The sequence below is a fragment of the Lysobacter sp. K5869 genome (assembly GCF_018847975.1).
Classification (GTDB): Bacteria; Pseudomonadota; Gammaproteobacteria; order Xanthomonadales; family Xanthomonadaceae; genus Lysobacter.
In genome coordinates this window covers 91,226-115,903 of the sequence record NZ_CP072597.1, presented here as the reverse complement: position 1 = coordinate 115,903, position 24,678 = coordinate 91,226, and the positions used below count along the sequence as shown (strand labels likewise).

The following is a 24,678-nucleotide window of genomic DNA, read 5'->3' as shown; positions in this document are numbered from 1 at the left end:
GGAGTCCGGCTTTCGCCGGAATGACGGTGGCGCGGGTGCGGCGAAGCGGGCGGGGTTAATGGATCGCGTCGGCCGGCAATTTGCCGTCCTCGCGCATCCGCTCCACCGCCAGCGCCGCCAGACTGTCCCACAACGGCGGCGGCAGCCGGTTCTGGCGCAGATGCCAGAGCAAGGCGATCGATTGCGAGCGCCCTTCGCGCCACGTCAGCAGCGCTTCCCACGAAGGCTCCAGCGTGCGCGGGTCGAGCAGTTCGACCTTGTAGCGCTGCCGGGTGACGACCGAGCCGTCGTTCTCCAGGCCTTCCAGCGACACCCGCAGCACCGGCGCCGCGGTTTCGCGCAGCGACTGCAGGGTTTGCGTCTGATGCGCGATGGCGGCGTTCTTGTCTTCCAGGCGCGAGACTTGGCCGAAGCGCTCTTCGTCGCTGCGCGCCGACAGCTGGCGCGTGCGGTAGCCCAACTGCGCCAACTGCGCGGCGACGGCGCGCGCGAGCTGCGCGGTGTAATCGCCGCGCAGCCCGGTGCCTAGGTCGAGCGAGACATCGGGCTGGACCAGCAACACGGTGACCGCGTCGCCGCCGATGCGGTAATCGCCGAGCGTCTTGGTCTCGACCGACTGCCGCTGCGAATACTGCCAGCCGGCCCACAGCACCAGCGCCGCGGCCAACACCGCGAGCACGATCAGCTTGCGCGTCAGCGAGCGCAGCAGGCTACGGCCGAGCGCGTGCTGGTCGGGCGAGGGATACGGTTTGAATTCCAGCGGCATGACGGGCGCGCGGCGCGGGCGCCGAGGCGCCCGCACCGGTGGCGGCTCAGTGGCGGAAGTGGCGCACGCCGGTGAACACCATCGCCAGCCCGTGCTCGTCGGCCGCGGCGACGACTTCGTTGTCGCGCATCGAACCGCCCGGCTGGATCACCGCCTTGATGCCGGCGGCCGCGGCGGCGTCGATGCCGTCGCGGAACGGGAAGAACGCGTCCGACGCCATCACCGAACCCGGCACCGCCAGCCCGGCCTCTTCGGCCTTGAGCGCGGCGATCTTGGCGCTGACCACGCGGCTCATTTGCCCGGCGCCGATGCCGATGCTGCGGTGGTCGCGGGCGTAGACGATCGCGTTGGATTTGACGAACTTGGCGATGCGCCAGGCGAACAGCAGATCGGCCAGCTGCGCCTGCGTCGGCGCCAGTTTGCTGACCACCTTCAACTCGTCGCGGCCGACTTCGCGCAGGTCCGCGCTCTGCACCAACAGGCCCGAGCCGATGCGCTTGAAGTCCAGCGCGTTGCGGCCGTCGCCATTGGGGATGCGCAGCACGCGCACGTTGGCCTTCTTCTTGGCGTACTCGACCGCGGCGTCTTCGTACTCCGGCGCGATCAGCACTTCGACGAACTGGCGGTCGAGGATGGCCTTGGCCGTGGCGGCGTCGAGCTTGGTGTTGAAGGCGATGATGCCGCCGAAGGCCGAGGTCGGGTCGGTGGCGTAGGCCAGTTCGTAAGCGTCGCCGCAGGCCACGCCTTCGGCCACGCCGCAGGGGTTGGCGTGCTTGACGATCACGCAGGCCGGGCGCTCGAACTGGCGCACGCATTCCCACGCGGCGTCGGCGTCGGCGAGGTTGTTGTAGCTCAGTTCCTTGCCCTGCAGCTGGACGAAGCTGGCCAGGGTGCCCGGCAGCGGCTGCGCTTCGCGGTAGAACGCGCCGCTCTGGTGCGGGTTCTCGCCGTAGCGCAGGTCCATGACCTTGACGAAGCTGGCGTTGTGCTGGGCCGGGAATTCGAGCTTGGCGCCGTCCTCGGCGATGGCCGAGAGGTGGTTGCTGATCGCCGCGTCGTACTGGGCGACGCGGTTGAACGCGGCCACCGACAGGGCGAAGCGGGTCTTGGCCGAGAGCGCGCCGGCGTGGGCGTCGAGTTCGGCGAGCAGCGCGGCGTACTGGGCCGGGTCGGTGGCGACGGCGACGCGGGCGAAGTTCTTCGCCGCCGAACGCAGCATGGCCGGGCCGCCGATGTCGATGTTCTCGATCACGTCCTCGAACGAGCTGTTCGGGTCGGCCGAGACTTTCTCGAACGGATACAGATTGAGCACCAGCAGGTCGATCGCGCCGATGCCGTGCTGCGCCATCACCGCGTCGTCGAGGCCGGCGCGGCCGAGCAGGCCGCCGTGCACGACCGGATGCAGGGTCTTGACCCGGCCGTCCATCATTTCCGGGAAGCCGGTGACCTCGGCCACGTCGCGCACCGGCAGGCCGGCGTCGCGGATGGCCTTGGCGGTGCCGCCGGTGGACAGCAGTTCGACGCCGTGCGCGGCGAGGGCGCGGGCGAGTTCGATCAGGCCGGTCTTGTCGGACACGGACAGCAAGGCGCGACGGATGCGTACCGGATTACCGGCGGAAAGCTCGGAGGTCATGCGGGGAGGAGGGCAGCGGAAGGGCGCGGGAATTATAGCCGCGCGGGCCGGCCGGGCCGCCCGTTCAGCGCCTCGGGGCGGCGTCCGGACGCGGGATTTGCCGCCCATGCGGGCAAAGTCGCGCCGCGCCGGTGCCGCCGCGCGCGCCAGCGGGGCCACCGTCGCTATACCCGGCCGAAACCGCCGCGCCCGCATCGCGCCCGGCGCGCATCCGCGCGCGCAGCGGCTAAGCTGTCGGCGGCGCTCGCTGTGGAGCGCGGGGAACGCAGGTAACGATGGCCTCGATCTACGCTTTGAAGGGACGCTTCCAGGATCTGCTGCGGCCGCTGGTGCGGCGGCTGTACGCGTGGGGCGTCAGCGCCAACCAGGTCACCGTGGCCGCCGCGCTGGTGTCGCTGGCCGTCGCCGCGCTGGTGTATTGGGGCGCGCCGCTGCGCCCGTGGCTGTTCGCGCTGCTGCCGCTGTGGATGTTCGCGCGCATGGCGATGAACGCCATCGACGGCATGCTGGCGCGCGAGTTCGGCCAGCAGTCGCGGCTGGGCGCGTACCTCAACGAATTGTGCGATGTGGTCTCCGACAGCGCGCTGTATCTGTCGCTGCTGGCGGTGGCTGGGCCGCATCCGGCGTCGTTGCTGGCGTTCGTGCTGCTGGCGGCGCTGACCGAATACGCCGGCGTGCTGGGCCTGATGGTCGGCGCGCCGCGGCGCTACGACGGGCCGATGGGCAAGAGCGACCGCGCCTTCGTGATCGGCGCGCTGGGACTGTTGCTGGCGCTGGGTTGGCTGCCGGCGCGGGCGCTGGAGATCGTGTTGGCGCTGGCGGCGGTGCTGTGCGCGTGGACCGTGGTCCGCCGCGTGCGCGCCGGTTTGCGGCATGATGCCGCGCCGGGAGTGGTCGAAGTTCGACAAGGAGAGCGGGAATGAACGAAGTCGTGGTCAAGTCCGGCGGCGCGCGCGCGGCCGAGGAGCGCTGGTTCGCCAGCTTCGACGGCGCCGAGCTGTTCTATCGGCACTGGCCGGCGAGCCAGTCGGGCGGCGGGCCGCGCAAGGCGGTGGTGCTGCTGCATCGCGGCCACGAGCATTCGGGCCGGGTCGAGCATCTGGTGCCGGAGCTGGGGCTGGAAGACTGCGATTTCTTCGCCTGGGACGCGCGCGGCAACGGCCGCTCGCCGGGCGAGCGCGGCGACGCGCCGGGCTTCGAGGCGCTGGTGCGCGACCTCGACCGCTTCGTCGCGCACATCCGCGACCAGCACGGCGTGGAGGTGGAAAACCTCGCGCTGATCGCGCAGAGCGTCGGCGCCGTGGTCGCCTCGACCTGGGTCCACGACTACGCGCCGCGCTTGCGCGCGCTGGTGCTGGCTTCGCCGGCGTTCAAGGTCAAGCTGTACGTGCCGCTGGCGCGCCCGGGCCTGGCGCTGATGCAGAAGCTGCGCGGCAATTTCTTCGTCAACAGCTACGTCAAGCCGCAGTGGCTGACCCACGACGAAGAGCGCGTGCAGAGCTACCGCACCGACAAGCTCATTACCCGGCCGATCTCGGTGCGGGTGCTGCTGGGGCTGTACGAGGCGGCCGACCGGATCGTCGCCGATGCTCAAGCGATTACGGTTCCGACTCAGCTCTTGGTTTCGGGCGCGGACTTCGTCGTCCATCGCGGCCCGCAAGACCGCTTCTACGAACGCCTGGGCAGCGCGATCAAGGAACGTCATTTGCTGCCGGATTTCTTCCACGACACCCTCGGCGAGAAGGGCCGCGCGGCCGCGGTCAACCGCATCCGCGCCTTCGTCCAGGCGCGTTTCGCCGAGCCGCTGAGCCGCGCCGACCTCAGCGACGGGCACAAGCGCGGGCCGAGCTTCGAGGAATCGGAAAAGCTGTCGTGGCCGCCCGAGCGCTGGTCGCTGGCGGACCTGCGCTGGCGCTTCGTGCGCGCGGGGCTGCGCTTCGGCGGCAAGCTGTCCGAAGGCATCCGCATGGGGCTCGATACGGGTTTCGATTCGGGCAGCAGCCTGGATTACGTGTACCGCGACGTAGCGCGCGGCGGCGGGCCGCTGGGGCGCATGGTCGACCGCAATTACCTCGACGCGATCGGCTGGCGCGGCATCCGCGTGCGCCGCACCCATCTGCACGAACTGCTGCGCGAGGCGATGGGCCGGCTGCGCGCGGCCGGTCTGCCGGTGCACGCGGTCGATATCGCCGCCGGCCACGGGCGTTATGCGCTGGAAGCCTTGGCCGGCGCGGGCGCGCACGCCGACAGCGTGCGCTTGCGCGACTACAGCCCGCTCAACGTCGATAAGGGCCGCGCGCTGATCGAGGAATTGCAGGCCGGCGCCATCGCCCGCTTCGATCAGGGCGACGCGTTCGACCGCAACGCGCTGGCGGCGCTGGATCCCAAGCCGACGCTGGCGGTGGTGTCGGGGCTGTACGAACTGTTTCCCGACAACGATCTGGTGCGGCGCTCGCTCGACGGGCTGGCCGCGGCGGTGCCGCCGGGCGGGTTCCTGGTCTACACCGGACAGCCGTGGCATCCGCAGCTGGAGTTCATCGCCCGCGCGCTGACCAGCCACCGCGGCGGCGCGGCCTGGGTGATGCGCCGGCGCAGCCAGCAGGAGATGGACGATCTGGTGCGCGCGGCCGGTTTCGTCAAGGTCGATCAGCGCATCGACCGCTGGGGCATCTTCACCGTGTCGATGGCGCAGCGGGTCGCGCAATGACCGTCGCCACCGCCGCGCCGCGCCGTCCCTGGGGCCGCGCGGCGCTGTGGCTGCTGGTGCTGGGGCCGCTGTTCTTCGCCACTTACGGCTACGCCAACTCGGTCGCGGCCGCGCGCGCGGACGTGGCGAGCCTCGCGTTCGGCTGGGAACGCGCGATTCCGTTCTGGGCCTGGACCATCGTGCCGTACTGGTCGATCGACCTGTTCTACGGTATTTCGCTGTTCGTCTGCCGCGACCGCCGCGAGCTCGACACGCAGGCCTTGCGGCTGCTGAGCGCGCAGGCCATCGCGGTGAGCTGCTTCCTGCTGTGGCCGCTGCGCTACAGCTTCGCGCGGCCGGACACCGACGGCGCGTTCGGCTGGATGTTCGACGTGCTGCTGGGCTTCGACAAGCCCTATAACCAAGCGCCGTCGCTGCACATCGTGCTGCTGATCGTGCTGTGGGTGCGCTTCGCCCATCATCTGCGCGGCGCGTGGCGGTGGCTGCTGCACGGGTGGTTCGCGCTGATCGGCGTGTCGGTGCTGACGACGTTCCAGCATCACTTCATCGACATTCCGACCGGCTTGCTCGCGGGTTGGCTGTGCGTGTGGCTGTGGCCCGAGCGCATCCGCGCGCCGTGGCGCGAGGCGGCGCTGGCGCGCGATCCCAAGCGCTGGGAGTTGGCGGCGGCGTATCTGGCCGGCGCGGGCGTGTGCGCTTGGATCGCGACGGCGGTCGGCGGCTGGGCGCTGTGGCTGTGGTGGCCGGCGGTGTCGCTGGCGCTGGTGGCGCTGAACTATGCGCTGCTGGGGCCGCTGGGCTTCCAGAAGCGCGAGGACGGGCGCTTGAGCGTCGCCGCGCGTTGGTTGTTCGCGCCGTATCTGCTCGGCGCCTGGATCAATTCGCGGCTGTGGACGCGGCGCGCGCCGGAGCCGGTCGCGGTGATGGACGGCGTTTGGCTGGGCCGCATTCCCGGCCGCGGCGAGCGCGCGCGATTCGCGGCGGTGGTCGACGTCTGCGCCGAACTGTCGCTGGCCGACGCGCGCGAAGGCGATGCGGTGCGGCCGATGCTGGATCTGGTCGCGCCGACGCCGGCGCAGTTGAGCGAAGCGGCCGCGGCCATCGCGCTGCGGCAGGAGCGCGGCGAGGTGTGGGTGTGCTGCGCCTTGGGCTATTCGCGCAGCGCCGCCGCGGTGGCGGCGTGGCTGCTGCGCAGCGGACGGGCGCGGGACGTGGACGCGGCGGTGGCGATCCTGCGCCGCGCGCGTCCGGCCATCGTGTTGCGCGAGGCGCACCTGCACGCGTTGCGCGCGCTCGGCGCGGCGCCGATGCCAGCCGGGTGGGGAGCGCAAAACGCATGAGCGATCCGGGCCGCGAGCGCGCGCCCGCGCCGTTCGGCGCGTTCGAGCTGCGCGCGATGGCGGCGCTGCTCGCGCAGGGCCGCACGCTGTGCGCGGCGTCGTTGCTGTTGTCGGCGTTGGCGCTGCTGGGGTTGTTCGAGGCCGCCGGCGTGTCTGGCTGGCGCCCGGCGTTGTGGCTCGCCGCCGCGGCCGGCCTGCTCCAGCTCTATTACGCCGTGCGCGTGGACTTCGACGCGCGCCTGCTGCAAGCATTGGCCGCGCACGACGATGCCGACGGCGGCGCCGCCCGGCTCGACGCGGCGTTGGCCGCGCTGGGCTTGCGCAAGCCGGCGACGGCGCCGCGCGACTGGCCCTCGCGCTGGCGCGGCGCGCGCGGGCTGTTGCTCAAACAGGCCGGTTTGACGATCCTGCAGAGCGCGGCGCTGCTGGCGGCGCTGGGGATCGCTTGATTCTGGGGCTCGCCTGAAGGACTTGGCCATGAACGAAACGGAAGCGGCGTGGCACCAGGCCGACTGGACCCCGGAGCGGCGCGCGCTGTGGCAGCGCCTGCGCGACTATCGCTTCGGCGGCGACGAGGCCGAGGCCTTCCTCGACCGCGTCGCCCATGCGCTGGGCAGCGATCGCGACGACGCCGAGGCGGCCTTGGAGGAGTACCGGCGCTTCTGCTTTCTGGCGGTCGCCGGCGATCGCCCGGCGACGCCGAGCGTGCGCATCGACAAGGTCTGGCACGCCCACCTCACCGACACCCGCGATTACTGGCAACGCTTCTGCCCGCAGGTGTTGCGCCGCGATCTGCACCACACGCCCTCCTTGGGCGGGCAGGCCGAGGACGCGCGCCATCGCGAGCAGTACCGGCAGACCCTCGCCGATTACCAGTGCTTCTTCGCCGAGCCGCCGCCGCGTTGGTGGCCGCCGTTGGCGCCGGAGCCGACGCCCGCGCCGCGTCCGGCGCCCGTGGTTCTGCGCTTGCCGTGGGAATCGGAGCCGGCCGACGGCCTGTTGGCGCTGACCCTGGCCAGCGGCGGCCTGGCCCTGGTCTATTTCTTGTGCTGGGTCTCGCAGGGCACGGCCAATCCGCTGAATTTCCGCGGCGGCGGCTTCCTCGCGCTGTACATCGCGGCGCTGCCGTGGGCCTATGCCGTCGGCACCGCGATCAAGCGCGCGCTGCGCGGGGCGAATCGGCGCAACGGGGCCGAGGTCGAGGATGCGGTGGAACTGGGCTTCCTCGCCGGCGCCGGCGAGCGCGCCGCCGACACGGCCCTGGTCGAGCTGATGCGGCGCGACATCCTGACTCTGGATTACGCCGGCAAACCGGCCGAGGCGGCGAAATCCCAGGACCGGATCTGGTTGCGCATCGACGGCGCGCGCTTGCAGGCGCAAGCGGCGCAATTGCCGGCATCGTTGCGCACCGCGGTCGATGTCGCCCGCCGCGAACAGAACCTCGCGCGGACGCTGGCGGGGCTGCAGCGCGCGTACGAACCTTTGACCGCGCAACTGCGCGATAAGGGCTGGTGGCTGACGCGCGCCGAGGACCTGCGCCAGCGCTGGCTCGGCAGCTTGCCGCTGCTGGCGCTGCTGGGGTTGGGGCTGAGCAAGATCGTCGTCGGCGTGAGCCGCGGCCGCCCGGTCGGATTTCTGGTGGTGCTGGCGGGGCTGACCGCGATCATCGCCCTGGCGCGCCTGCTGCGCGAGCGGCGGCTCACGCGCGCGGGCGAGTGGGCGCTGCACGATGCCAACCGGCGCGCGACGCAGGCGGACGTGGCGTCCCATGTCGCGCTGGGCGGAACGGTCGGGCTGTACGGCAGCGGGTTCGCCGAATACCACGCGCTGCGGGTGCCGCCGACGGCGGGCGGCGGCAGCGACGGCGGCAGCGGCGGCGGTAGTTGCAGCGGCGGTGGGGGTGGCGGCTGTGGCGGCGGCGGTTGCGGCGGCTGCGGTGGCGGTTGAACGGAGTACGGCGTTGAACGGAGCACGACGATGAGCGATTCCCCTGCTTCCCCGCGCGCCGCCGCCGGCGCCGCGCGCCGCGTGGCGCTGGCCGGCTGGCTGCGCGCGCGCGGCGCCACGCCGAACGGTTTGTCGTTGTTCGCGGTCGGTCTGTCGGCGCTGGCCGGCGCGGCGTTCTTCTTCGCCCTGCGCGATCCGCCGCATTACGGCGCGGCCTTGCTGCTGTTCGCGGCCTTGTGTCTGGCCGGGCGCATCGCCTGCAATCGTCTCGACGGCGTGATGGCGCGCCGCGGCGGCATGGTCGGCAAGGCCGGCGAGGTCTACAGCGACGCGCCCGACCGGCTCGCCGATGCGCTGGTGTTTCTCGGCGTGGGCTACGGGCTGACGCCGTGGCTGCCGTGGGCTTCGGACCTGGGCTGGGCCGCGTCGCTGCTGGCGGTGGGCACGGCCTACGTGCGCGTGCTCGGCTTGGCCTGCGGCTTGCGCGAGCACGGCGAAGGGCCGATGCCGCGACGCACGCGCATGCAGGCGATGGCGCTGGCGGCGTTGTTGGCCGCGCTCGGTTTGGCCTTGGGCTACGCAGCCGCGGTCGCGTGGCTGTTGTCGGCGGCGCTGGCCGTGGTGATCGTCGGCGCGGCGCTGACCATCGCCTTGCGCCTACGCGCGATCGTGCGCGAACTGGAGTCCCGATGATTTCCCACTTGCTCGCCGCCGGCTTCAGTTCGGCGATCCGCTTGCTGACCGGCGCGCGCGCGCTGTGGCGCTGCTCGCCGTCGTCCGACCACCGCGTGTACTACGGCAACCACGTCAGCCACGGCGATTTCGTCATGATCTGGTCGGCGCTGCCGCCCGCGCTGCGGCGCGAGGTGCGGCCGGTGGCCGGCGCCGATTACTGGCAACGCGACGCGCTGCGCCGCTATCTGATCCGCGAGGTGTTCAACGGCGTGCTGATCGAGCGCGAGCCGCTGTCGCGCAAGTACGATCCGATCGAAGTGCTGTGCGAGGCGGTGGACGGCGGCCAGTCGCTGATCCTGTTCCCCGAGGGCACGCGCAACCAGAGCGAGGAGCCGCTGCTGCCGTTCAAGAGCGGGCTGTACCATCTGGCGCGGCGCCGGCCGGAGCTGGAGTTCGTGCCGGTGTGGATCGACAACCTCGCCCGGGTCATGCCCAAGGGCAAGATCCTGCCGCTGCCGCTGCTGTGCACGGCGACCTTCGGCGACACCCTGCGCCTGGGCGCGGACGAAGACAAGGACGCGTTCCTGCGGCGCGCGCGCGAGGCGCTGCTGGCGCTGTCGGGACAGGTGCCCTCGCCGCAAGCGACGGGTAGCGAAGGCAAGGGAGGCCAGGGTTGATGGATCGTATGTTCGAGTTCGTGCGCGCGCAGCCGCATGCGGTGTTGTTGTTCGGCGGCGTGGCCGCGGTGTTGTTGCTGGCCACGGCGATTTCCGAGTGGCTGCGCTGGCGCACGCGCGACAAGCCCAGCGCGGTCGTCGCCAACTTAGTCGCGCGCATCCGCGCGTGGTGGGTGATGGTGCTGCTGATCGGCGTGGCCTTCGCCATCGGCCGGGTCGGCATGATCGTGCTGTTCGCGCTGGTGTCGTTGTTCGCGCTGCGCGAGTTCATCACCCTGACCCCGACCCGGCGCAGCGATTACTACGCGCTGCTGGCCGCGTTCTATCTGGCGCTGCCGCTGCAGTACTGGCTGGTCTACATCGACTGGTACGGGCTCTACACCTTGTTGATTCCGGTGTACGCGTTCTTGCTGCTGCCGATCCTGTCGGCCATCGGCGAGGACACCACGCGCTATCTGGAGCGCGCGGCCAAGGTGCAGTGGGGCTTGATGATCTGCGTGTTCTGCATCTCGCACGTGCCGGCGCTGATCAACCTCAAGATTCCCGGCTACGAAGGCCGCAACCTGCTGCTGGTGGCGTTCCTGGTGATCGTGGTGCAGTCCTCGGACGTGCTGCAGTACGTGTGGGGCAAGCTGTGCGGCAAGCGCCTGATCGCGCCGCGGCTGTCGCCGTCGAAGACCGTGGAGGGGTTCGTCGGCGGCGTCGCCTCGGCCACCGCGCTGGGCGCGGCGCTGTGGTGGATCACGCCGTTCACGCCGTGGCAGGCGGCGGCGCTGGCGCTGGTCATCAACCTGATGGGGTTCTACGGCGGGCTGGTGATGTCGGCGATCAAGCGCGACCGCGGGATCAAGGACTGGGGGCACATGATCGAGGGCCACGGCGGCGTGCTCGACCGCCTGGATTCGGTGTGTTTCGCCGCACCGGTGTTTTTCCACCTGATTCGGTATTGGTGGGTGTGAGGGCAGGGGCGTTGCGGCGCTGGGAGCGACGAAAGCCGAAGTCCCTCTGCCCCGTCATTCCGACGAACGCCGGAATCCATCCACCCCGTCATTTTGGCGAAAGCCAGAATCCATTTTGCCGTTGCCGTTGCCGTTGCCGTTGCTGGCGCCTTTCGCTTGGACGCATCCCCACCCGAGGCCCACGCCCCAAAGCCCCGGAGGGCGCGCGCATGGATGCGCGCGTGCGCCGTAGGGGCATGGATGCCCCTTACGGCGCAGCCCCGCGCCGGGTGCTGGACCTAGTGGCTTTTGACTTCAAACAAGCGGTTTTCTTTGGTTACTTTCTTTTGTCGCGCTGACAAAAGAAAGTAACTCGGCCGCTTGCGGACGAAAGCTCTTAGCGTTTGATCTTTGATTGTCGTCGCGCGCTCTTGCGAGAGAAAGCGGAAGCAACATCAAAATGGATTCCGGCTTTCGCCGGAATGACGGAGTGTGAGCCGCTCTTCTCGCACGTGGCGGAACACCCCACCCACCGTCATTTCGGCTTGCGCCGGAATGACGGGGTGTGAGGGCGCGGCAAGTGATGGCCGCAGGAGGTTATGGCGGCGCGCACACGCGAAAACGCCCGGCCCCAGCGAAGCCCGAGGCCGGGCGCGATCCGTTCCGATTTCAGCCATCCCGCGACGACAGCACGGCGACAGCTCGCGCGCGGGCTTACTCCAGCCCGTATTCGCGCAGCTTCTTGCGCAAGGTGGCGCGATGGATGCCCAGCATCGCCGCGGCGCGGCTCTGGTTGCCGTCGCAGTGCTGCAGCACTTCGGCGAACAGCGGGATTTCGAGCTCGCGCAGGGCGATCTCGTAGAGATTTTCGGTGCCGCTGCCGTTCAGGTCGCCGAGATAACGACGGATCGAAGTCGCGACGTGGTCGCGCAGCGGGACGCGGGGTCCGGAGCGTGCGCCATCGTTGCGGTCGTTGAGTGCGTTCAAGTGCTTCCCCGTAGCAGGCGTTCGTCCGTCGGAACGTGCAGGGACGCACAGGGCGTGGCACCGACGGGAGGGCGAGTCTAGCGCGCCGGAGTCGCTATAGACAACGCGACGCCGACGAAATCAGCGGAAGTCGAAGGTGAACGCGACCACGCGCGGGGCCGGTTCGATCACCTCGAACTGGACCGCGGCGCTTTGCCCCGGGGCGATGAGGTCGTCGGGACGGTGGCCGCGGCGGTATTCCTGTGGAGCGAACGCGCGTTGGCCGACCCGGCGGCCATCCACGTCTTCCAGGCTCAACACCAGCACCGGCCAGGGCTGCGGCCAGCGCGCGTCGTTGCGGAAGCCGGCCGAGACGCGCAGCGCGCCGGCGCGTTCCGGCACCGGCAGCACATTACGGTTGAGCATGGTCAGCGCGGCGGGTTCGTGCCACGGCGGCACCGCGCAGCCCAGCGCGCCGCACAGGCCGCTCACCAGCGGGCGCCAGCGCGCGTCGGCGGCGAGTTCGGCGCGTTGCGCGAGCAGCAACTGCAGCGCCAGCGCCAAGGCGAGCGCGGCGATCGCGACCGCGGCGCTCCAATGCAGGCGCGGCTTGGGCGCCTGCGCGCGCGCTTGCTGGCGGGCGAAGCTCGGCGCGCGCCGCGCCGAGGTCACGGTGGTTTCGGATTTGCGCTGACGGCGGCCGCGCGCGGCGGGCGCGGCGCCGACGGCGGCGGCGGCGGTGAGCGGCGGCAGCGCGGCGGCGTCGGGGGCGGTTTCGGCGGCGAGCGCTTCGGTGGACGACGACGATGCCGCGGGCTCGTCGGCGTCCGGCGCGTCGGCATCGTCGCTGGCCGCCTCCGTCGCGGCTTGCGGCGGCGACGCGTCGGCGTCCGCTTCGCTGCGCACGGATTCGTCGGGTTTGGAGGCCGCGACGGGCGCGCGGCGCAGGCTGCGGCTGATGTCGTCGCCCGCGGGCGCGGCTTTCGCCGGCGATGCGGTTTCGTCGTTCGCGGTCGAATCGGCGTCGGGCTTCGCGGCCGAATTCGTCGCCGCTTGCGCAGGCGCGCCGGCGGCCGGCGCGGTCTTCGCCGCCGTATCGGCGACGGCCGCGGCGCCGATCTTAGCCGTAGCGCCTTCGTCCGCGGCGCCCGCTTGCTGCGCCGGCGCCTCGCCCTGCAACGACCCGCCGCAGCGCGGGCACGCGCGCGCCGGACCGTCCTTGGCGACGATCAGCGCGACCAGATAACCGCAGTGAGGGCAGGCGACGAACATGCGCGCTTATTCAACCATGCCGCCGCGCTCAGCGACGACGCACGCCTGTGACGCGAATCCAGTCTTCGAGGCGCTCGACCTGGAGCGCGTCGAAACCGTCCGCGTAGCGCGCGACCACTTCGTCCTCCTGCCCGGCGAGGATGCCCGACAAGGCGATGCGTCCGCCCGGCGCGACCCGCGCGGCCAGGGTGTCGGCCAGCGCGATCAGCGCCGAGGCGAGGATGTTGGCGACCACCACCGGATACGCCTCGACCGGCTCGTCCTGCGGCAGATACACCTGCATGCGCGCGGCGACGCCGTTGCGTTCGGCGTTGTCGGCGGTGGCGATCAGCGCCTGCGGGTCGTTGTCGACGCCGATGGCGTGCGCGGCGCCGAGCTTGAGCGCGGCCAGGGCGAGGATGCCCGAGCCGCAGCCGAAATCGAGCACGCGCCGGTCGGCGAGTTCGCCCGCGTCGGCGAGCGTGTCGAGCCAGCCCAGGCACAGCGCGGTGGTCGGGTGCGTGCCCGAGCCGAACGCCAGGCCCGGGTCCAGCCGCACCACGGCGGCGTCGGCGCGGTCGGCGTCGGCCGGCAGTTCCTGATTCCACGGCACGATCCAAGTGCGGCGGCCGAACTGCAGCGGCGCGTATTGGTCCATCCAGGCGCGTTCCCAGTCCTGGTCCTCGACGTTGGCGAAGCCGACCCGGCTCCAGTCCAGGTCCGGGTCGAAGGATTCCAGCGCGGCCAGGATCACCAGCGCGTCGGCGTCGTGCGGGAACAGCGCGCTGAGCACGATCGACTGCCACAGCGGGGTCTCGCCGACGCCGGGTTCGAGGATCGCGCGTTCGTTGCTGCTGTCGGCGTCGGCGTCGAGCATGGTCACGGCGAGCGCGCCGACGTCGTCCAGCGCGGCCTCGAAGCGCGGCTGTTCGGCCTCGCTGCAGCGCAGGGTGAGTTCCAGGAAGGGCATGGGCGGGCGCGGATCGGCGAAAACGGCGGCCATTATTGACCCGTTTCGGCGCGATCAGATAGCGTGCGGCGCTTTCCGGACCCCAGGACGCGGAGTCGCGACGAACATGGACGCCCACGCACGCATGCCGTTTTCCCCCGTTTCCGCCGCCGGCGCGCTCGCGCTCGGCATCGCCCTGAGCCTGGGCGCGGGCTGCGCGCGCGATCCCGCGCCGGCCGCGGCGCCGGCCGCGCCCGCCGCGCCGGCGAAGGCGCCGGCCAAGGCGCAGCCGGCGTCCGCCGCCCCGGGCGCGCTCGCCGCCGACCTCGCCGGCCTGCGCCTGGAACCGCTGAGCGCGCTGCCCGCGCCGCCGAAGGAAGACAGCGCCGACGTCGCCGGCGACTGTTCGGTCGAACCCGAGTCCGCCGAGGCCCGCGCCGCCGTGGCCAACGGCTGGAAGGTGTTCGGCGAGCGCGAATGGCGGGGCTACCGCGTGGTCGGCGTCGCCGCCGCGCCGGGCGTGCTGGCCGGGATGGGCTGCACCTCCGGGGGCGGGCGGCTGCTGTTCTTCCGCGGCGGCGAGCCGGTGGCGCAGGTGTTCGAGCCCGGCGCGCGCGCGGCGGAGGGCGACAGCGGCGTGCAGGGGTTCGACAAGGGCGAGGAGTCGCGCCCGCGCGGCGACGATGAAACGCTGACCGTGTTCGATTGGGCGGTGCAGCGCGCGCGGGTGCGGGCCGAGGACGGCGCGCTGCGCCTGATCGCGTTGCCGGCGCTGGACAAATACTGCGGCGGCCGCGCCGCGGTGCCGCGGGTGGAGGGCGTGGCCCTGCCGCAAGCGCGCGAACGCCTGCTCGCGCACGGCTGGCGCGCGGCGCCGCCCGAGCGCGAGGAGCCGGGCTTCGTGAGCGGTCTGATCCACGCCGGTTATCCCGAGGTCGAGGACTGCGCGGGCACCGGCCAGGGCTTTTGCAGCTTCGCGTATCGCAACGAGGCCGGCGACCGGCTGACCCTGGTCACCGCCGGCGAGTGGTCGCAGGGGGATAAGCCCGGCGACGAGGCGTATTGGCCGCATGCGCGCCACGCTGGCGTCGAGTGCGCCGGGGCGGCTGCGGAAGGGACGGGTCAGGGTGGGGGCCCGTAAGAGCGGGCGAGGGCAAGGGCGAGGCGTGGGAAGAGCGCGTAGGGCGGCGGCTGCGATCCGGCCGCCGATTTGCCGAGCTTTGCTCGGATCAGATCGTCGGGATCGGCCCGCTTAAAGCGAGACGCCGTAAAGCGCGAACCCGGCAGGCGGCGGCCCAACAGGCGCGGCTTCGCCAGCCTGGGCCGGAGCGCGCGGTTCCGGATAGCGCAGCTGCAACGCGGACAGCCCTACGAGCGCATCCCGGCGCGGGTTCTGTCGGATCGCCTACATCTGAGAACTGTGATTTCGCGCACTTCCGGTGCCGGGGCGGGCATCGACCGGACACTTGACATATCATCGGCGTCTCGCTGCGTCGCCCCGGTCGGGGCCGGCGCGCTTCCCCGTACCGTTCGCCGTCCGGCCGCGAGTCGCGCCTTTTGATGTCCGATGCCTGCCCGTCTGCCTATCCGCAAGACCCGCGCCTGTCTCAGCGCGCGGGCGCGCGCATGAGCCTGCGGCTGCTGGCGGGCGCGGCGACCGTGGTCCTGCTTGGCGGGGCCTTGGTCTACGCGCATCGGCGTCAGGCCGAAACGGTGCCGGCGAGCATCGCCGACGTCGCCCAAGCGCCCGTGGCCGCCGACCTGCCGCGCGCCGATGCGCGCGCCGACCGCGCCCTGGATCCGAACATCCGCACGCCCGCGCCGCGCCGTCCGGCGCGCGCGCCGCTGCAGCCGCCGTCGCCGCTGCGGCAACAGTTCGAGCAGACCCCGGACCTGTACTCCTTCGCCCAATCGCTGCGCCTGCGCGCCGACGCCGGCGAGCCGGAGGCGATCTGGCTGCTGACCCGGGTCTACGACTACTGCGCCGGCTACGCCAACGCGCCGGTGGATTACCGCAACGACACCCGCGCGCTGGACGCGATGAAGCTGCGCGGCGCGACCTCGATGTCGGCCGCGCGCAACCGGATCAGCGAGCGCTGCGCGCGCTTCGCGCCGGAGGACGGGTTGAGCTATTCGATGATCCTGGTCAAGCGGGTCGAGGCCGCGCAGGCCGGCAGCCTGCCCGCCGAGGCGTCGTTGCTGAGCGCGGGCAAGCCGCTGGAAAAGACCGAGGACTACCGCCGCAACCTGGTCGATCGGGTCGCGCGTTCCAAGGATCCCGAAGCGTTCTCGGCGCTGTCCGGCGGCATGGGCATCGCGGCCAACGGCCGCAGCGCGGGCTTCGCCTATCAGCGCGTGTCCGGCACCCAGTTCGCCGAACTGGCGTGGCAGCTGGCGGCGTGCCGCTTGGGTCAGGACTGCAGCGCGCAGGGGTCGTTGATGACGTCCTACTGCGCCAACGGCGGCATTTGTTCGCAAGACCCGCAGCAGGATTTCGCGAGCTTCGTGTACGACGCGGCGATCCCGCGTCAGGGGGCGGAAGTGGTGGAAGAGATGGTCTATTCGCTGACTGGCGAAGAGAGGATGAAATGAAACGCGAGCACTTCAAGCGCACGGCCAAGATCGGGTTCTGGGCGTTGCTGCTCAGCGCCTACTCGGTCGGCGCGGCCGGCGTGATGATCGACGTGTTCGGCGCGGACTACCGCGAGCTGGGACAGGTCGCGGTGACCTCGGTGAGCTCCAAGTCCGAGCGGCGCTCGCTGAGCGCGGCGCAGATCGCGGCGGTCTACCGCGCGCAGAGCGGCGCGCCGTTCTCGTCGTTGCCGCCCGGCAGCACCTTCAAGGTGGTCTGGCCCGACGGCTCCAGCGAGTACGTCATGGTGGTCAGCCCCTCGTCCAGCGCCGGCGTGCAGCCGATCCCGGGCACGCAGGTGCCGGCGAAGGGCAAGAAGAGCGCCAAGGCCGACGACGACCAACCGCGCAACGTGCCCGGCGCCACCGAGCTGAGCGAAGCCGACGTGCAGGAAATGGCCGCGTGGATGGACGCGGCGGTGCGTTGATCGCCGCGACGGCGACGACGCGGGCCGCGTGCGCGCAAGGCGCGCGCGGCGAGGGTGTGGGCGCGGCGCGAGCGTAGGCTTCGCGCGCGGGAGCGTTGGCCGTGGGCCGGCGCGGAGGTTGGACGGATCGGGCCGCCGACGAATCGCGGCCGCCGGTTTTCCGAATCGATTGCCGAAATCTTGGGCGTTTTTGTAGGAGCGGCGTAAGCCGCGACCGCGGACGTCCGGGCGCGTCGTTGGGTTCGTCGTAGTTGAGTTGCCGCGGTCGCAGCTTGCGCAGCTCCTACAGGGGCTTCGGCCGGTTCGTATCCGACTGTAGGAGCTGCGCGAGCTGCGACCGCGAAAACGCAGCGACGACGATCCCCACCGATCACACAAACACAGCAAACATCGTTGTTGCTGTTGCTGTTGCTGTTGCTGTTCGCCTTGACGCATCTCCGACCGAAGCCCACGCTCCGCAGCCCCGAAGGGCGTGCGCATGGATGCGCACGCGCGCCATGGGTCAGGATGACCCTTATGGCGCGGCCCCGCGCCGCTATGAGCCCTAGTGGCTCTTGATTCGAAAACAAGGAAAGCGCCTTTCTTTGGTTACTTTCTTTGGCAAGACAAAGAAAGTGACCCGGCCGCTTGCGGACGGAACGCTCTGGATTGTGGCTTGTCGTCACGCGTTGCTTCGGAAAGAGCAAAGCCGACAGCAAAGTCAAAATGGATTCCGGCTTTCGCCGGAATGATGGCGGGTGGGGTGTTCCGCTATGTGCGAGAAACGCAACTCACACTCCGTCATTCCGGCGAAAGCCGGAATCCATTTTGACTTTGCTTCCGCTTTCTCTGGCAAGAACGTACGACGACAAGCGAAGATCAAACGCTTAAGGCTTTCGTCCGCAAGCGGCCGAGTTACTTTCTTTGTCTTGCCAAAGAAAGTAACCAAAGAAAGGCGCTTTCCCTGTTTTCGAATCAAGAGCCACTAGGTCCAGCACCGGGCGCGGGGCTGCGCCGTAAGGGGCATCCATGCCCCTACGGCGCACGCGCGCATCCATGCGCGCGCCCTCCGGGGCTTTGGGGCGTGGGCCTCGGGTAGGGTTACGTCCAAGCGAAAGGCACCAGCAACGGCAACAGCAAAATGGATTCCGGCTTTCGCCGGAATGACGGCAGGTGGGATTCGTCGCGGCAACCCAACTACGACGACCGCAACGACGCGCCCGAACGTCCGCCATCGCGCCCACCACTCCCGCAAAACGAACTGAACAACGCCCCCAAACAAAAACCCCTTCCTCGCGGAAGGGGTTTCGTCGTTCAAACGCAGCCGGCGAAAGGATCAAACGATCGCGATCGTCTTTTCCTTCTGCTCCTTGAGCCGCTTCTCGAGGTAATGGATGTTCATCCCGCCCTGCTGGAACCCCGCATCCGACAGAATGCGCTGCTGCAGCGGAATGTTGGTCTTGATCCCGTCCACCACCATCTCGCTCAACGCCACCCGCATGCGCGCGATCGCGGTCTCGCGGTCGGGGCCGTGGACGATGAGCTTGCCGATCATCGAGTCGTAGTTCGGCGGCACGCGGTAGCCTTCGTAGATGTGGCTGTCCACGCGCACGCCGGGGCCGCCCGGCGCATGGAAGTGGTTGATCAGGCCCGGGCAGGGCATGAAGGTTTCCGGGTCCTCGGCGTTGATGCGGCACTCGATCGCGTGGCCTTCCAGCACCACGTCCTCTTGCTTGATCGACAGCTTGCGGCCGGCGGCGATCATCAGCTGCTCGCGCACCAGGTCGATGCCGGTCACCAGTTCGGTCACCGGATGCTCCACCTGGATGCGGGTGTTCATTTCGATGAAGTAGAAGCGGCCGTTCTCGTACAGGAACTCGAACGTGCCGGCGCCGCGGTAGCCGATGCGGATGCAGGCTTCCACGCAGACCTTGCCGATTTCCGCGCGCTGCTCCGGGGTGATGCCCGGCGCCGGCGCTTCCTCGACCACCTTCTGGTGGCGGCGCTGCATCGAACAATCGCGTTCGCCCAGGTGGATCGCGTTGCCCTGGCCGTCGGCCAGCACCTGGATCTCCACGTGGCGCGGGTTCTCCAGGAATTTCTCCATGTACACCATGTCGTTGCCGAACGCGGCCTTGGCTTCGGACTTGGTGGTCTGGATCGCGGCGTTGAGATGCGCTTCGGTGTGGACCACGCGCATGCCGCGGCCGCCGCCGCCGCCGGCGGCCTTGACGATGATCGGGTAGCCGATCTCGCGCGCGATCTTGATGTTGGCGGCGTTGTCGTCGCCGAGCGGGCCGCCGCTGCCGGGCACGCAGGGCACGCCGGCGTCCTTCATCGCGCGGATCGCTTCGACCTTGTCGCCCATCAGGCGGATGGTCTCGGCGCGCGGGCCGATGAAGACGAAACCGGATTGCTCGACGCGTTCGGCGAAGTCGGCGTTCTCGCTGAGGAAGCCGTAGCCGGGGTGGATCGCCTGGGCGTCGGTGACCTCGGCCGCGGCGATGATCGAGGCCATGTTGAGGTAGCTCTCCGACGACGGCGCCGGACCGATGCAGACCGACTCGTCGGCCATGGCGACGTGCTTGAGGTTGCGGTCGACGGTGGAGTGCACCGCGACCGTTCGGATGCCCAGGGCGTGGCACGCGCGCAGGATGCGCAGCGCGATTTCGCCGCGGTTGGCGATGACGACTTTATCGAGCATGAGAGGTTCTCGGCGAGCGGGAACAGGGAAAAGAGGGGAAAAGGGACTAGGGGGAATGGAGGGGTGCGGGGCGGGGAAGCGGCGTCGCCGCCATTCCCCTCATTCCCTTTTCCCTTCTTTCCCTTGCCCTTCTCCGCCCCTTACCCAATGACGAACAGCGGCTGATCGAACTCGATCGGCTGGCCGCTCTCGGCCAGGATCTTGAGCACGGTGCCGGAGACGTCGGCTTCGATCGGGTTGAACATCTTCATCGCTTCGATGATCGCCAGGGTGTCGCCGGCCTTGACGGTCTGGCCGACGCTGACGAACGCGGGCTTGTCCGGCGCCGGCGAGGTGTAGAAGGTGCCGACCATCGGCGCGCGCACGACGTGGCCGTCGGGCAGGTCGTTGCCGGGCTTGGCGCTGCCGCCGGTGGCCGCTTCGGTCGGCGACTGCATCGGCATCGGCTGCGCGGCGCGCGGTTCCGGCGCGGCGTAGACCGGCGCCGGCGCGGCGATGGCGTAGCCGCCCTTGGGCGCGCGGGCCAGGCGGACCGACTCTTCGCCTTCCTTGATCTCGATCTCGGCGAGGTTGGATTCCTCGAGCAGGTCGATCAGTTTCTTGATTTTGCGCAGGTCCATGAAGCGGGCCTCTGGGGTGTTGGATCTTGGGTGCGGGCCGCGCGGGCGCGGTCCGGGCGAAAGGGGGTCAGGATGCCAGCCGTTTGATTGCGGCTTCGAGCGCGTAGCGGTAGCTGTCGGCGCCGAAGCCGCAGACCACGCCGACCGCCAGATCGCTGAAGTAGCTGTGGTGGCGGAAGGGCTCGCGGGTGTGCGGGTTGGACAGGTGGATCTCAAGGAAGGGGATCGCGACCGCGGCCAGGGCGTCGCGGATCGCCACGCTGGTGTGGGTGAACGCCGCCGGGTTGATCAGGATCAGCGCGGTGCCGTCGGTGCGCGCGGCTTGCACGCGGTCGACCAGGACGTGCTCGGCGTTGGACTGCAGGCTCTCCAGCGCGTGCCCGGCTTCGGCCGCGCGCGCGGCGAGGCCGGCGTCGATCTCGGCCAGGGTGGTGCGGCCGTACACCTCGGGCTCGCGCGTGCCGAGCAGGTTGAGGTTGGGGCCGTGCAGGACCAGGAGCTTGGCCATCGGGACCGGGACGGTTGCCTTCAAAGGGCGGCAGTTTGCGTGAAGGCCGGCGGGTTGTCCAGGAGTTGCCCGCCAAATCGGCGAAGTTATCGCGCTTTAAGCGGTTGTTTGAGTGGCGGCTCTAAATGCCGGCACGTTCGCGGCGGGAAGCGAATGTTCGCGGCCGGATCGGCGGCGTTGGCGGCAAGGACTGTGCACGCAGTCGCGTTCGCGGGGGCGCTGCGGCCTATTCGAGCACACGCCCGGCCGGCGCGGGAGGGCGGCCGGCACGGGGATTGCGCGGCCGCGGTCGCAGCTCGGGGATGTCGGCGCGGGCTGAGATTCCGGCTGCGATGAGAAGCCTTGCGCGGCGGGCGTTCCCGGCGGGTTAGCGGCAAGAACGCGGCGAAGCCGGGGCGCACGGATCGCGGAGTTACCGGGCCCAGCCGTCGATCTCGCCGTCCACGAACGGCCCGACCCGCTGTTTGAGCAGGCGCCCGTCGGCGCCGATCAGCACGCTGTAGGGCAGCACGCCCTTGGGATTGCCGAGCTGCACGCCGGCATCGCGCGGGCCCGGGGCGTCGAGCAGGATCGGGTAGTGCACCGGCACGCGCTGGAGGAAGGCGGACACGTCCTCGGCGTTGTCGAGCGCGATGCCGATCACCTGGGTGCCGGTCGCGCCCTGGCTGCGCGCGTAGCGGTCCAGTTCCGGCATTTCCTTGATGCAGGGGCCGCACCAGCTGGCCCAGACGTTGATCAGCAACGGCCGGCCCGCGTAGGCCTTGGGTAGCTCGACCGGCTGGCCGGCGAGGTCGGGCAGGCGCAGCGCCGGGATCGGCTGCCCGCGCTCGGCCACCGCGAGGTCGGCCGGCGGCTTGGGCGCCTGCATCTTGAGTTCCGCCTGCAGCATGCGCTGGCCGAGCTCGGTGCGGGCGAACCAGCCGCCGCCGCCGACCATCTGCCCGGCGAGCAAACCAACCGCGCCGGCGGCCACCGCCACCGCGATCACCTTGACCGCCGACGGGATCGCCATCGCTTACGGCCCCGCCGCCGCCGCGGCGCGCGCGCGTTCCGCGCGGGCGGCGAACGCGTCGGCTTTCTCGAAGCCGACCAAGCGCAGGTCGCGGCGTTCGGCGCCGTGGGCGTAATAGATCGTCATCGGCGGGCCGATCACGCCCAGCCGCTTCATCAGCGCCTGATCGACCTCGTCGTTGGCGGTGACGTCGGCCTTGAGCAGGACGAAACCGTCCAGCGCCCGATGCACGGCCGGTTCGGGGAAGGTGTACTTCTCCATCTCTTTGCACGACACGCACCAGTCGGCGTAGAAGTCGAGCATCAACGGCTGGCCGGCGGCTTGGGCGGCGGCGATTTCGCGGTCGAGGTCTTGGTTGGATTTGATCTTGCGGAACGGCAGCTCGGCGCTCTGCGTGGCGGCGCCGCCACCGCGCAGGTTGGCCAGCGGCTGCAGCGGATCGTGCCCGCCGGACATCGCGCCGAACAGCTGCGCCGCGCCGGCCACGCCGAGCAGCGTCGCCGCGACCCAGGCCAGCGCGCGCAGCCCGAACGGCCGCTCCGCGCCGCCGCCGCCGAGCGCGGCCAGCACCGCCGCGCCGAGCAGCACCGCGCCGTACAGCGCCAGCGTCGCCGGGCCCGGCAGGATGCGCGAGAGCATCCACGCCGCCATGCCCAGGAACACCAGACCGAACACGCGCTGCACGCCGACCATCCACGGCCCGCTGGTCGGCAGGCCCTTGCCGGCGGCGACGCCGAACGCGAGCAGCGGCGCGCCCATGCCCATCGCCAGGAAGAACAGCGCCGCGCCGCCGAACAGCGGGTCGCGGGTCTGGCCGATGTAGAGCACCGCGGCGGCCAGCGGCGGCGCCACGCAAGGGCCGACGATCAGCGCCGACAGCGCGCCCATGATCGCCACGCCGGTCCACGAGCCGCTGCGCTGACGGTCGCTGACTTCGCCGACCAAACTGCGCAGCTTGTGCGGCAACTGCAGCTCGAACAGGCCGAAGCTCGACAGCGCCAGCGCCACGAACAGCAGCGCGAACAGCACGATCACCCACGGCGTCTGGAACGCGATCTGCAAATTGGCGCCGACCAAGCCGGCGACGACGCCGGCGATGGTGAACACCACCGCGCTCGCCAGCACGTACACCAGCGACAGCGCGAACGCGCGGCGCGCGCCCAGGCCCGGGCCGCGGCCGACGATCAGGCCCGACAGGATCGGGATCATCGGCAGCACGCACGGGGTGAACGCGAGCAGCAGGCCGAAGCCGAAGAAGGTCAGCAGGGCGAAGTAGCGGTTGGGGCCGGCGAGCGAGGCGGCGAGCAGGCTGTCTTCGGCCTGCGGCGCGGCGTCGGTGGCCGCGGCCGGGGCCGCGACCGGCGCGCCGATGGCGCCGGCGGCGGTGTTGGCGGCAGTGGCGGCGTTGGCGTTGCCGGCGGCGACGGTGGCATCGCCGGCGTTGGCGTCAGCGGCGTCGTTCGTGGCGGCCGTGGCGGCGTTGGGGTCGGCGGCGGCCGGCGTGGCCGCGGCGTTCGTTGCCGCGCCCGTTGCGACCGCGGTGGTCGCGGCGGCCGGCGCCGCAGCGGCCGCGGCGACCGCCGTCACCGTCCCGCGCGGCAAATCCACGCTGATCTTGCGCGTCATCGGCGGATAGCAGATGCCGTCGGTCTGGCAGCCCTGGAACCCCGCGGTCAGCACGATCTTGCCGGCCTCGGCGGTCTTGCGCAGCAGCGGCAGCGGCACGTCGATCTGATCGAAGAACACAGTGACGTTGCCGAAATGCTCGTCGCGGTGCGCGGTGCCGCGCGGCCACTGCGGTTGGCCGGCGGCGATGTCGGCGCGGTCGGTCTTCAGCGAGGTCTTGTCGCGATACAGGTAATAGCCGCGCGCCGGGGTGAAGCGCAGCAGCAAGGTGTCGCCGTCTTTGGCGATGGCTTCGAAGCCGAAGGCCTGCTCCGGCGGCAGCGGCAGCGCGTCGGTGCCGGCGCCGGCGCCCGCGCCGGCGGACGGCACGCTCAGCGGCGAAGCGCCGCCGAGCAGCGGGTTGGAAGCGCCGCCGCGCGCGCCGAACGTCGCCAGCGGCGCGGCCGTGGGCGCCGGGTCGATCGCTCCAGTGGAAGCGACCGGCGCGGCGTTGGCGGCCGGCGGCGCGGCCAGCGCGACCTCGATCGTGCGGGTCTGCGGCGGATAGCACACGCCGGCGTCGGCGCAGCCTTGGTACTTGATCGTCAGCTTGGCGCTGGCGGCCTTGGCCTGGCCGGGCAGGGTCGCCGCCACGTCCTGGTGGTAGGTCTCCACATCGCCGAAGAACTGGTCGCGATAAGCCTTGCCCTTGGGCAATTGCAGCGCCTGCGCGGCGAAGCCGGCATCGCTCTTGACCGAGATGCGGTGGCGATAGAGGTAGTAGCCCTTGGCCACCTTCCACGAAATCGCGATGCGGTCGGGCGCCGGCGACTGCGCGCTGACGGCGAAGGCTTCGTCGACTGGCAGCAGGTCGTTTTCGTCCACGGCCAGCGCGGGCGCGGCGGCGGACAGGCCGAGGACGGCCAAGGCGAGGGCGGCGCCGGCGCGCAGCGGGCGCCGGCCGCGGAAAGCGGAGAAGAAGGTCATCGGTCGGGAGTCTGTTCGTTTACCCATCGCGCATACGGCTCGGAGACGTCGCGCGGTTCGACCACGATCATCTCCGGCAGTTCATACGGATGCAGTTGCGCCAATCGTTGCATCGCCGCGCCGTAAACCGTGACGCGGGTCTTGATCAGCAGCTGGATTTCGGCGGCGCGCTCGATCTTGCCCTGCCAGCGGTAGACCGAGGTCGCTCCGGGCAGCTGGGTGACGCAGGCCGCGAGGCCTTCTTCGACCAGGGCCTGGGCGACCGCATCGGCGCTGGCCTGATCGGGGCAGGTGGTGAGCAGCAGCAAGGGCTGGGTGTCGACGCGCATGGCCCCAGTGTAAGCGGCCGGCGCGG

General features: G+C 70.7%; 22 protein-coding genes. 11 read left to right on the top strand and 11 right to left on the bottom strand.

All coding sequences use genetic code 11. From position 1 onward, the window contains the following. Nucleotides 1-55: 55 nt before the first annotated feature. Nucleotides 56-766 (bottom strand): hypothetical protein, encoded by a 711-nt coding sequence (locus J5226_RS00460; protein ID WP_215837902.1) that lies wholly within the window; start codon nucleotides 764-766, stop codon nucleotides 56-58. A 46-nt stretch (nucleotides 767-812) separates the two neighbouring features. Then, entirely contained in the window at nucleotides 813-2,399 is a 1,587-nt protein-coding gene (gene purH / locus J5226_RS00455; RefSeq protein WP_215837901.1) for a bifunctional phosphoribosylaminoimidazolecarboxamide formyltransferase/IMP cyclohydrolase, read from the bottom strand. A 275-nt stretch (nucleotides 2,400-2,674) separates the two neighbouring features. On the opposite strand from purH, the gene J5226_RS00450 reads away from it, so the two are divergent. From J5226_RS00450 to J5226_RS00415, 8 genes are read left to right on the top strand one after another with little or no spacing between them, the layout of a single operon-like run. Further along, on the top strand, nucleotides 2,675-3,322 hold the full coding sequence (locus J5226_RS00450) for a CDP-alcohol phosphatidyltransferase family protein (protein ID WP_215837900.1): 648 nt from the start codon (nucleotides 2,675-2,677) through the stop codon (nucleotides 3,320-3,322). Continuing rightward, nucleotides 3,319-5,106 carry a bifunctional alpha/beta hydrolase/class I SAM-dependent methyltransferase gene (locus J5226_RS00445; protein ID WP_215837899.1) on the top strand — a complete coding sequence of 596 codons (1,788 nt, stop codon included), beginning with the start codon at nucleotides 3,319-3,321 and terminating at the stop codon, nucleotides 5,104-5,106. The genes J5226_RS00450 and J5226_RS00445 overlap by 4 nt, the downstream gene beginning before the upstream one ends. Further along, nucleotides 5,103-6,446: a phosphatase PAP2/dual specificity phosphatase family protein gene (locus tag J5226_RS00440; RefSeq protein ID WP_215837898.1), complete on the top strand. Its 1,344-nt coding sequence runs from the start codon at nucleotides 5,103-5,105 to the stop codon at nucleotides 6,444-6,446. The genes J5226_RS00445 and J5226_RS00440 overlap by 4 nt, the downstream gene beginning before the upstream one ends. Further along, a complete protein-coding gene (locus tag J5226_RS00435; RefSeq protein WP_255322946.1) occupies nucleotides 6,443-6,895 on the top strand; it encodes a hypothetical protein in 453 nt (150 codons plus the stop codon). The genes J5226_RS00440 and J5226_RS00435 overlap by 4 nt, the downstream gene beginning before the upstream one ends. 28 nt (nucleotides 6,896-6,923) lie before the next feature. Further along, nucleotides 6,924-8,393, top strand: a complete 1,470-nt coding sequence (locus J5226_RS00430; protein ID WP_215837897.1) for a TIGR04222 domain-containing membrane protein — start codon at nucleotides 6,924-6,926, stop codon at nucleotides 8,391-8,393. Nucleotides 8,394-8,423: 30 nt separating this feature from the next. After that, nucleotides 8,424-9,086 (top strand): CDP-alcohol phosphatidyltransferase family protein, encoded by a 663-nt coding sequence (locus J5226_RS00425; RefSeq protein WP_215837896.1) that lies wholly within the window; start codon nucleotides 8,424-8,426, stop codon nucleotides 9,084-9,086. Beyond that, entirely contained in the window at nucleotides 9,083-9,745 is a 663-nt protein-coding gene (locus J5226_RS00420) for a lysophospholipid acyltransferase family protein (RefSeq protein ID WP_215837895.1), read from the top strand. Before J5226_RS00425 ends, J5226_RS00420 begins: the two co-directional genes overlap by 4 nt. Next, entirely contained in the window at nucleotides 9,745-10,704 is a 960-nt protein-coding gene (locus tag J5226_RS00415) for a phosphatidate cytidylyltransferase (protein ID WP_215837894.1), read from the top strand. Before J5226_RS00420 ends, J5226_RS00415 begins: the two co-directional genes overlap by 1 nt. 693 nt (nucleotides 10,705-11,397) lie before the next feature. Here the strand turns inward: J5226_RS00415 and fis are convergent. The 3 genes from fis to prmA all read right to left on the bottom strand — a co-directional run bounded on the left by fis (nucleotide 11,398) and on the right by prmA (nucleotide 13,870). Then, on the bottom strand, nucleotides 11,398-11,670 hold the full coding sequence (gene fis, locus J5226_RS00410; RefSeq protein WP_057946280.1) for a DNA-binding transcriptional regulator Fis: 273 nt from the start codon (nucleotides 11,668-11,670) through the stop codon (nucleotides 11,398-11,400). 120 nt (nucleotides 11,671-11,790) lie between these two features. Beyond that, nucleotides 11,791-12,921 carry a DUF3426 domain-containing protein gene (locus J5226_RS00405; RefSeq protein ID WP_215837893.1) on the bottom strand — a complete coding sequence of 377 codons (1,131 nt, stop codon included), beginning with the start codon at nucleotides 12,919-12,921 and terminating at the stop codon, nucleotides 11,791-11,793. A 28-nt stretch (nucleotides 12,922-12,949) separates the two neighbouring features. Continuing rightward, the gene (gene prmA, locus J5226_RS00400) at nucleotides 12,950-13,870 is read right to left on the bottom strand and encodes a 50S ribosomal protein L11 methyltransferase (RefSeq protein ID WP_215840272.1); all 921 of its coding nucleotides are present in this window, start codon (nucleotides 13,868-13,870) and stop codon (nucleotides 12,950-12,952) included. Nucleotides 13,871-13,976: 106 nt separating this feature from the next. On the opposite strand from prmA, the gene J5226_RS00395 reads away from it, so the two are divergent. The 3 genes from J5226_RS00395 (at nucleotide 13,977) to J5226_RS00385 (ending at nucleotide 16,908) form a co-directional block, all read left to right on the top strand. Beyond that, a complete protein-coding gene (locus tag J5226_RS00395) occupies nucleotides 13,977-14,990 on the top strand; it encodes a hypothetical protein (protein ID WP_215837892.1) in 1,014 nt (337 codons plus the stop codon). A gap of 419 nt (nucleotides 14,991-15,409) precedes the next feature. Next, nucleotides 15,410-16,441 carry a hypothetical protein gene (locus J5226_RS00390; RefSeq protein WP_255322945.1) on the top strand — a complete coding sequence of 344 codons (1,032 nt, stop codon included), beginning with the start codon at nucleotides 15,410-15,412 and terminating at the stop codon, nucleotides 16,439-16,441. After that, nucleotides 16,438-16,908 (top strand): hypothetical protein, encoded by a 471-nt coding sequence (locus J5226_RS00385; protein WP_345778190.1) that lies wholly within the window; start codon nucleotides 16,438-16,440, stop codon nucleotides 16,906-16,908. Before J5226_RS00390 ends, J5226_RS00385 begins: the two co-directional genes overlap by 4 nt. Nucleotides 16,909-18,223: 1,315 nt before the next feature. On the opposite strand, the gene accC is transcribed toward J5226_RS00385, so the two are convergent. From accC to cutA, 6 genes are all read right to left on the bottom strand, one after another. Further along, nucleotides 18,224-19,591: an acetyl-CoA carboxylase biotin carboxylase subunit gene (accC, locus tag J5226_RS00380; RefSeq protein ID WP_215837891.1), complete on the bottom strand. Its 1,368-nt coding sequence runs from the start codon at nucleotides 19,589-19,591 to the stop codon at nucleotides 18,224-18,226. Nucleotides 19,592-19,731: 140 nt separating this feature from the next. Further along, nucleotides 19,732-20,211, bottom strand: coding sequence for an acetyl-CoA carboxylase biotin carboxyl carrier protein (gene accB / locus J5226_RS00375; RefSeq protein ID WP_215837890.1), 480 nt, complete (start codon nucleotides 20,209-20,211; stop codon nucleotides 19,732-19,734). Between the two features lie 67 nt (nucleotides 20,212-20,278). Then, the gene (aroQ, locus tag J5226_RS00370; RefSeq protein ID WP_215837889.1) at nucleotides 20,279-20,719 is read right to left on the bottom strand and encodes a type II 3-dehydroquinate dehydratase; all 441 of its coding nucleotides are present in this window, start codon (nucleotides 20,717-20,719) and stop codon (nucleotides 20,279-20,281) included. Nucleotides 20,720-21,131: 412 nt separating this feature from the next. Beyond that, nucleotides 21,132-21,731, bottom strand: a complete 600-nt coding sequence (locus J5226_RS00365; RefSeq protein WP_215837888.1) for a TlpA disulfide reductase family protein — start codon at nucleotides 21,729-21,731, stop codon at nucleotides 21,132-21,134. A 3-nt stretch (nucleotides 21,732-21,734) separates the two neighbouring features. Beyond that, the gene (gene dsbD / locus J5226_RS00360; protein WP_215837887.1) at nucleotides 21,735-24,323 is read right to left on the bottom strand and encodes a protein-disulfide reductase DsbD; all 2,589 of its coding nucleotides are present in this window, start codon (nucleotides 24,321-24,323) and stop codon (nucleotides 21,735-21,737) included. Beyond that, nucleotides 24,320-24,652, bottom strand: coding sequence for a divalent-cation tolerance protein CutA (gene cutA / locus J5226_RS00355; protein ID WP_215837886.1), 333 nt, complete (start codon nucleotides 24,650-24,652; stop codon nucleotides 24,320-24,322). Before cutA ends, dsbD begins: the two co-directional genes overlap by 4 nt. Nucleotides 24,653-24,678 lie beyond the last annotated feature (26 nt).

Coding starts and splice junctions, on each gene's coding strand:
- J5226_RS00460 (WP_215837902.1), bottom strand. CDS start 766: ATGCCGCTGGAATTCAAACCGTATCCCTCGCCCGACCAGCACGCGCTC.
- purH (WP_215837901.1), bottom strand. CDS start 2,399: ATGACCTCCGAGCTTTCCGCCGGTAATCCGGTACGCATCCGTCGCGCC.
- J5226_RS00450 (WP_215837900.1), top strand. CDS start 2,675: ATGGCCTCGATCTACGCTTTGAAGGGACGCTTCCAGGATCTGCTGCGG.
- J5226_RS00445 (WP_215837899.1), top strand. CDS start 3,319: ATGAACGAAGTCGTGGTCAAGTCCGGCGGCGCGCGCGCGGCCGAGGAG.
- J5226_RS00440 (WP_215837898.1), top strand. CDS start 5,103: ATGACCGTCGCCACCGCCGCGCCGCGCCGTCCCTGGGGCCGCGCGGCG.
- J5226_RS00435 (WP_255322946.1), top strand. CDS start 6,443: ATGAGCGATCCGGGCCGCGAGCGCGCGCCCGCGCCGTTCGGCGCGTTC.
- J5226_RS00430 (WP_215837897.1), top strand. CDS start 6,924: ATGAACGAAACGGAAGCGGCGTGGCACCAGGCCGACTGGACCCCGGAG.
- J5226_RS00425 (WP_215837896.1), top strand. CDS start 8,424: ATGAGCGATTCCCCTGCTTCCCCGCGCGCCGCCGCCGGCGCCGCGCGC.
- J5226_RS00420 (WP_215837895.1), top strand. CDS start 9,083: ATGATTTCCCACTTGCTCGCCGCCGGCTTCAGTTCGGCGATCCGCTTG.
- J5226_RS00415 (WP_215837894.1), top strand. CDS start 9,745: ATGGATCGTATGTTCGAGTTCGTGCGCGCGCAGCCGCATGCGGTGTTG.
- J5226_RS00405 (WP_215837893.1), bottom strand. CDS start 12,921: ATGTTCGTCGCCTGCCCTCACTGCGGTTATCTGGTCGCGCTGATCGTC.
- prmA (WP_215840272.1), bottom strand. CDS start 13,870: ATGCCCTTCCTGGAACTCACCCTGCGCTGCAGCGAGGCCGAACAGCCG.
- J5226_RS00395 (WP_215837892.1), top strand. CDS start 13,977: ATGGACGCCCACGCACGCATGCCGTTTTCCCCCGTTTCCGCCGCCGGC.
- J5226_RS00390 (WP_255322945.1), top strand. CDS start 15,410: ATGTCCGATGCCTGCCCGTCTGCCTATCCGCAAGACCCGCGCCTGTCT.
- J5226_RS00385 (WP_345778190.1), top strand. CDS start 16,438: ATGAAACGCGAGCACTTCAAGCGCACGGCCAAGATCGGGTTCTGGGCG.
- accC (WP_215837891.1), bottom strand. CDS start 19,591: ATGCTCGATAAAGTCGTCATCGCCAACCGCGGCGAAATCGCGCTGCGC.
- accB (WP_215837890.1), bottom strand. CDS start 20,211: ATGGACCTGCGCAAAATCAAGAAACTGATCGACCTGCTCGAGGAATCC.
- aroQ (WP_215837889.1), bottom strand. CDS start 20,719: ATGGCCAAGCTCCTGGTCCTGCACGGCCCCAACCTCAACCTGCTCGGC.
- J5226_RS00365 (WP_215837888.1), bottom strand. CDS start 21,731: ATGGCGATCCCGTCGGCGGTCAAGGTGATCGCGGTGGCGGTGGCCGCC.
- dsbD (WP_215837887.1), bottom strand. CDS start 24,323: ATGACCTTCTTCTCCGCTTTCCGCGGCCGGCGCCCGCTGCGCGCCGGC.
- cutA (WP_215837886.1), bottom strand. CDS start 24,652: ATGCGCGTCGACACCCAGCCCTTGCTGCTGCTCACCACCTGCCCCGAT.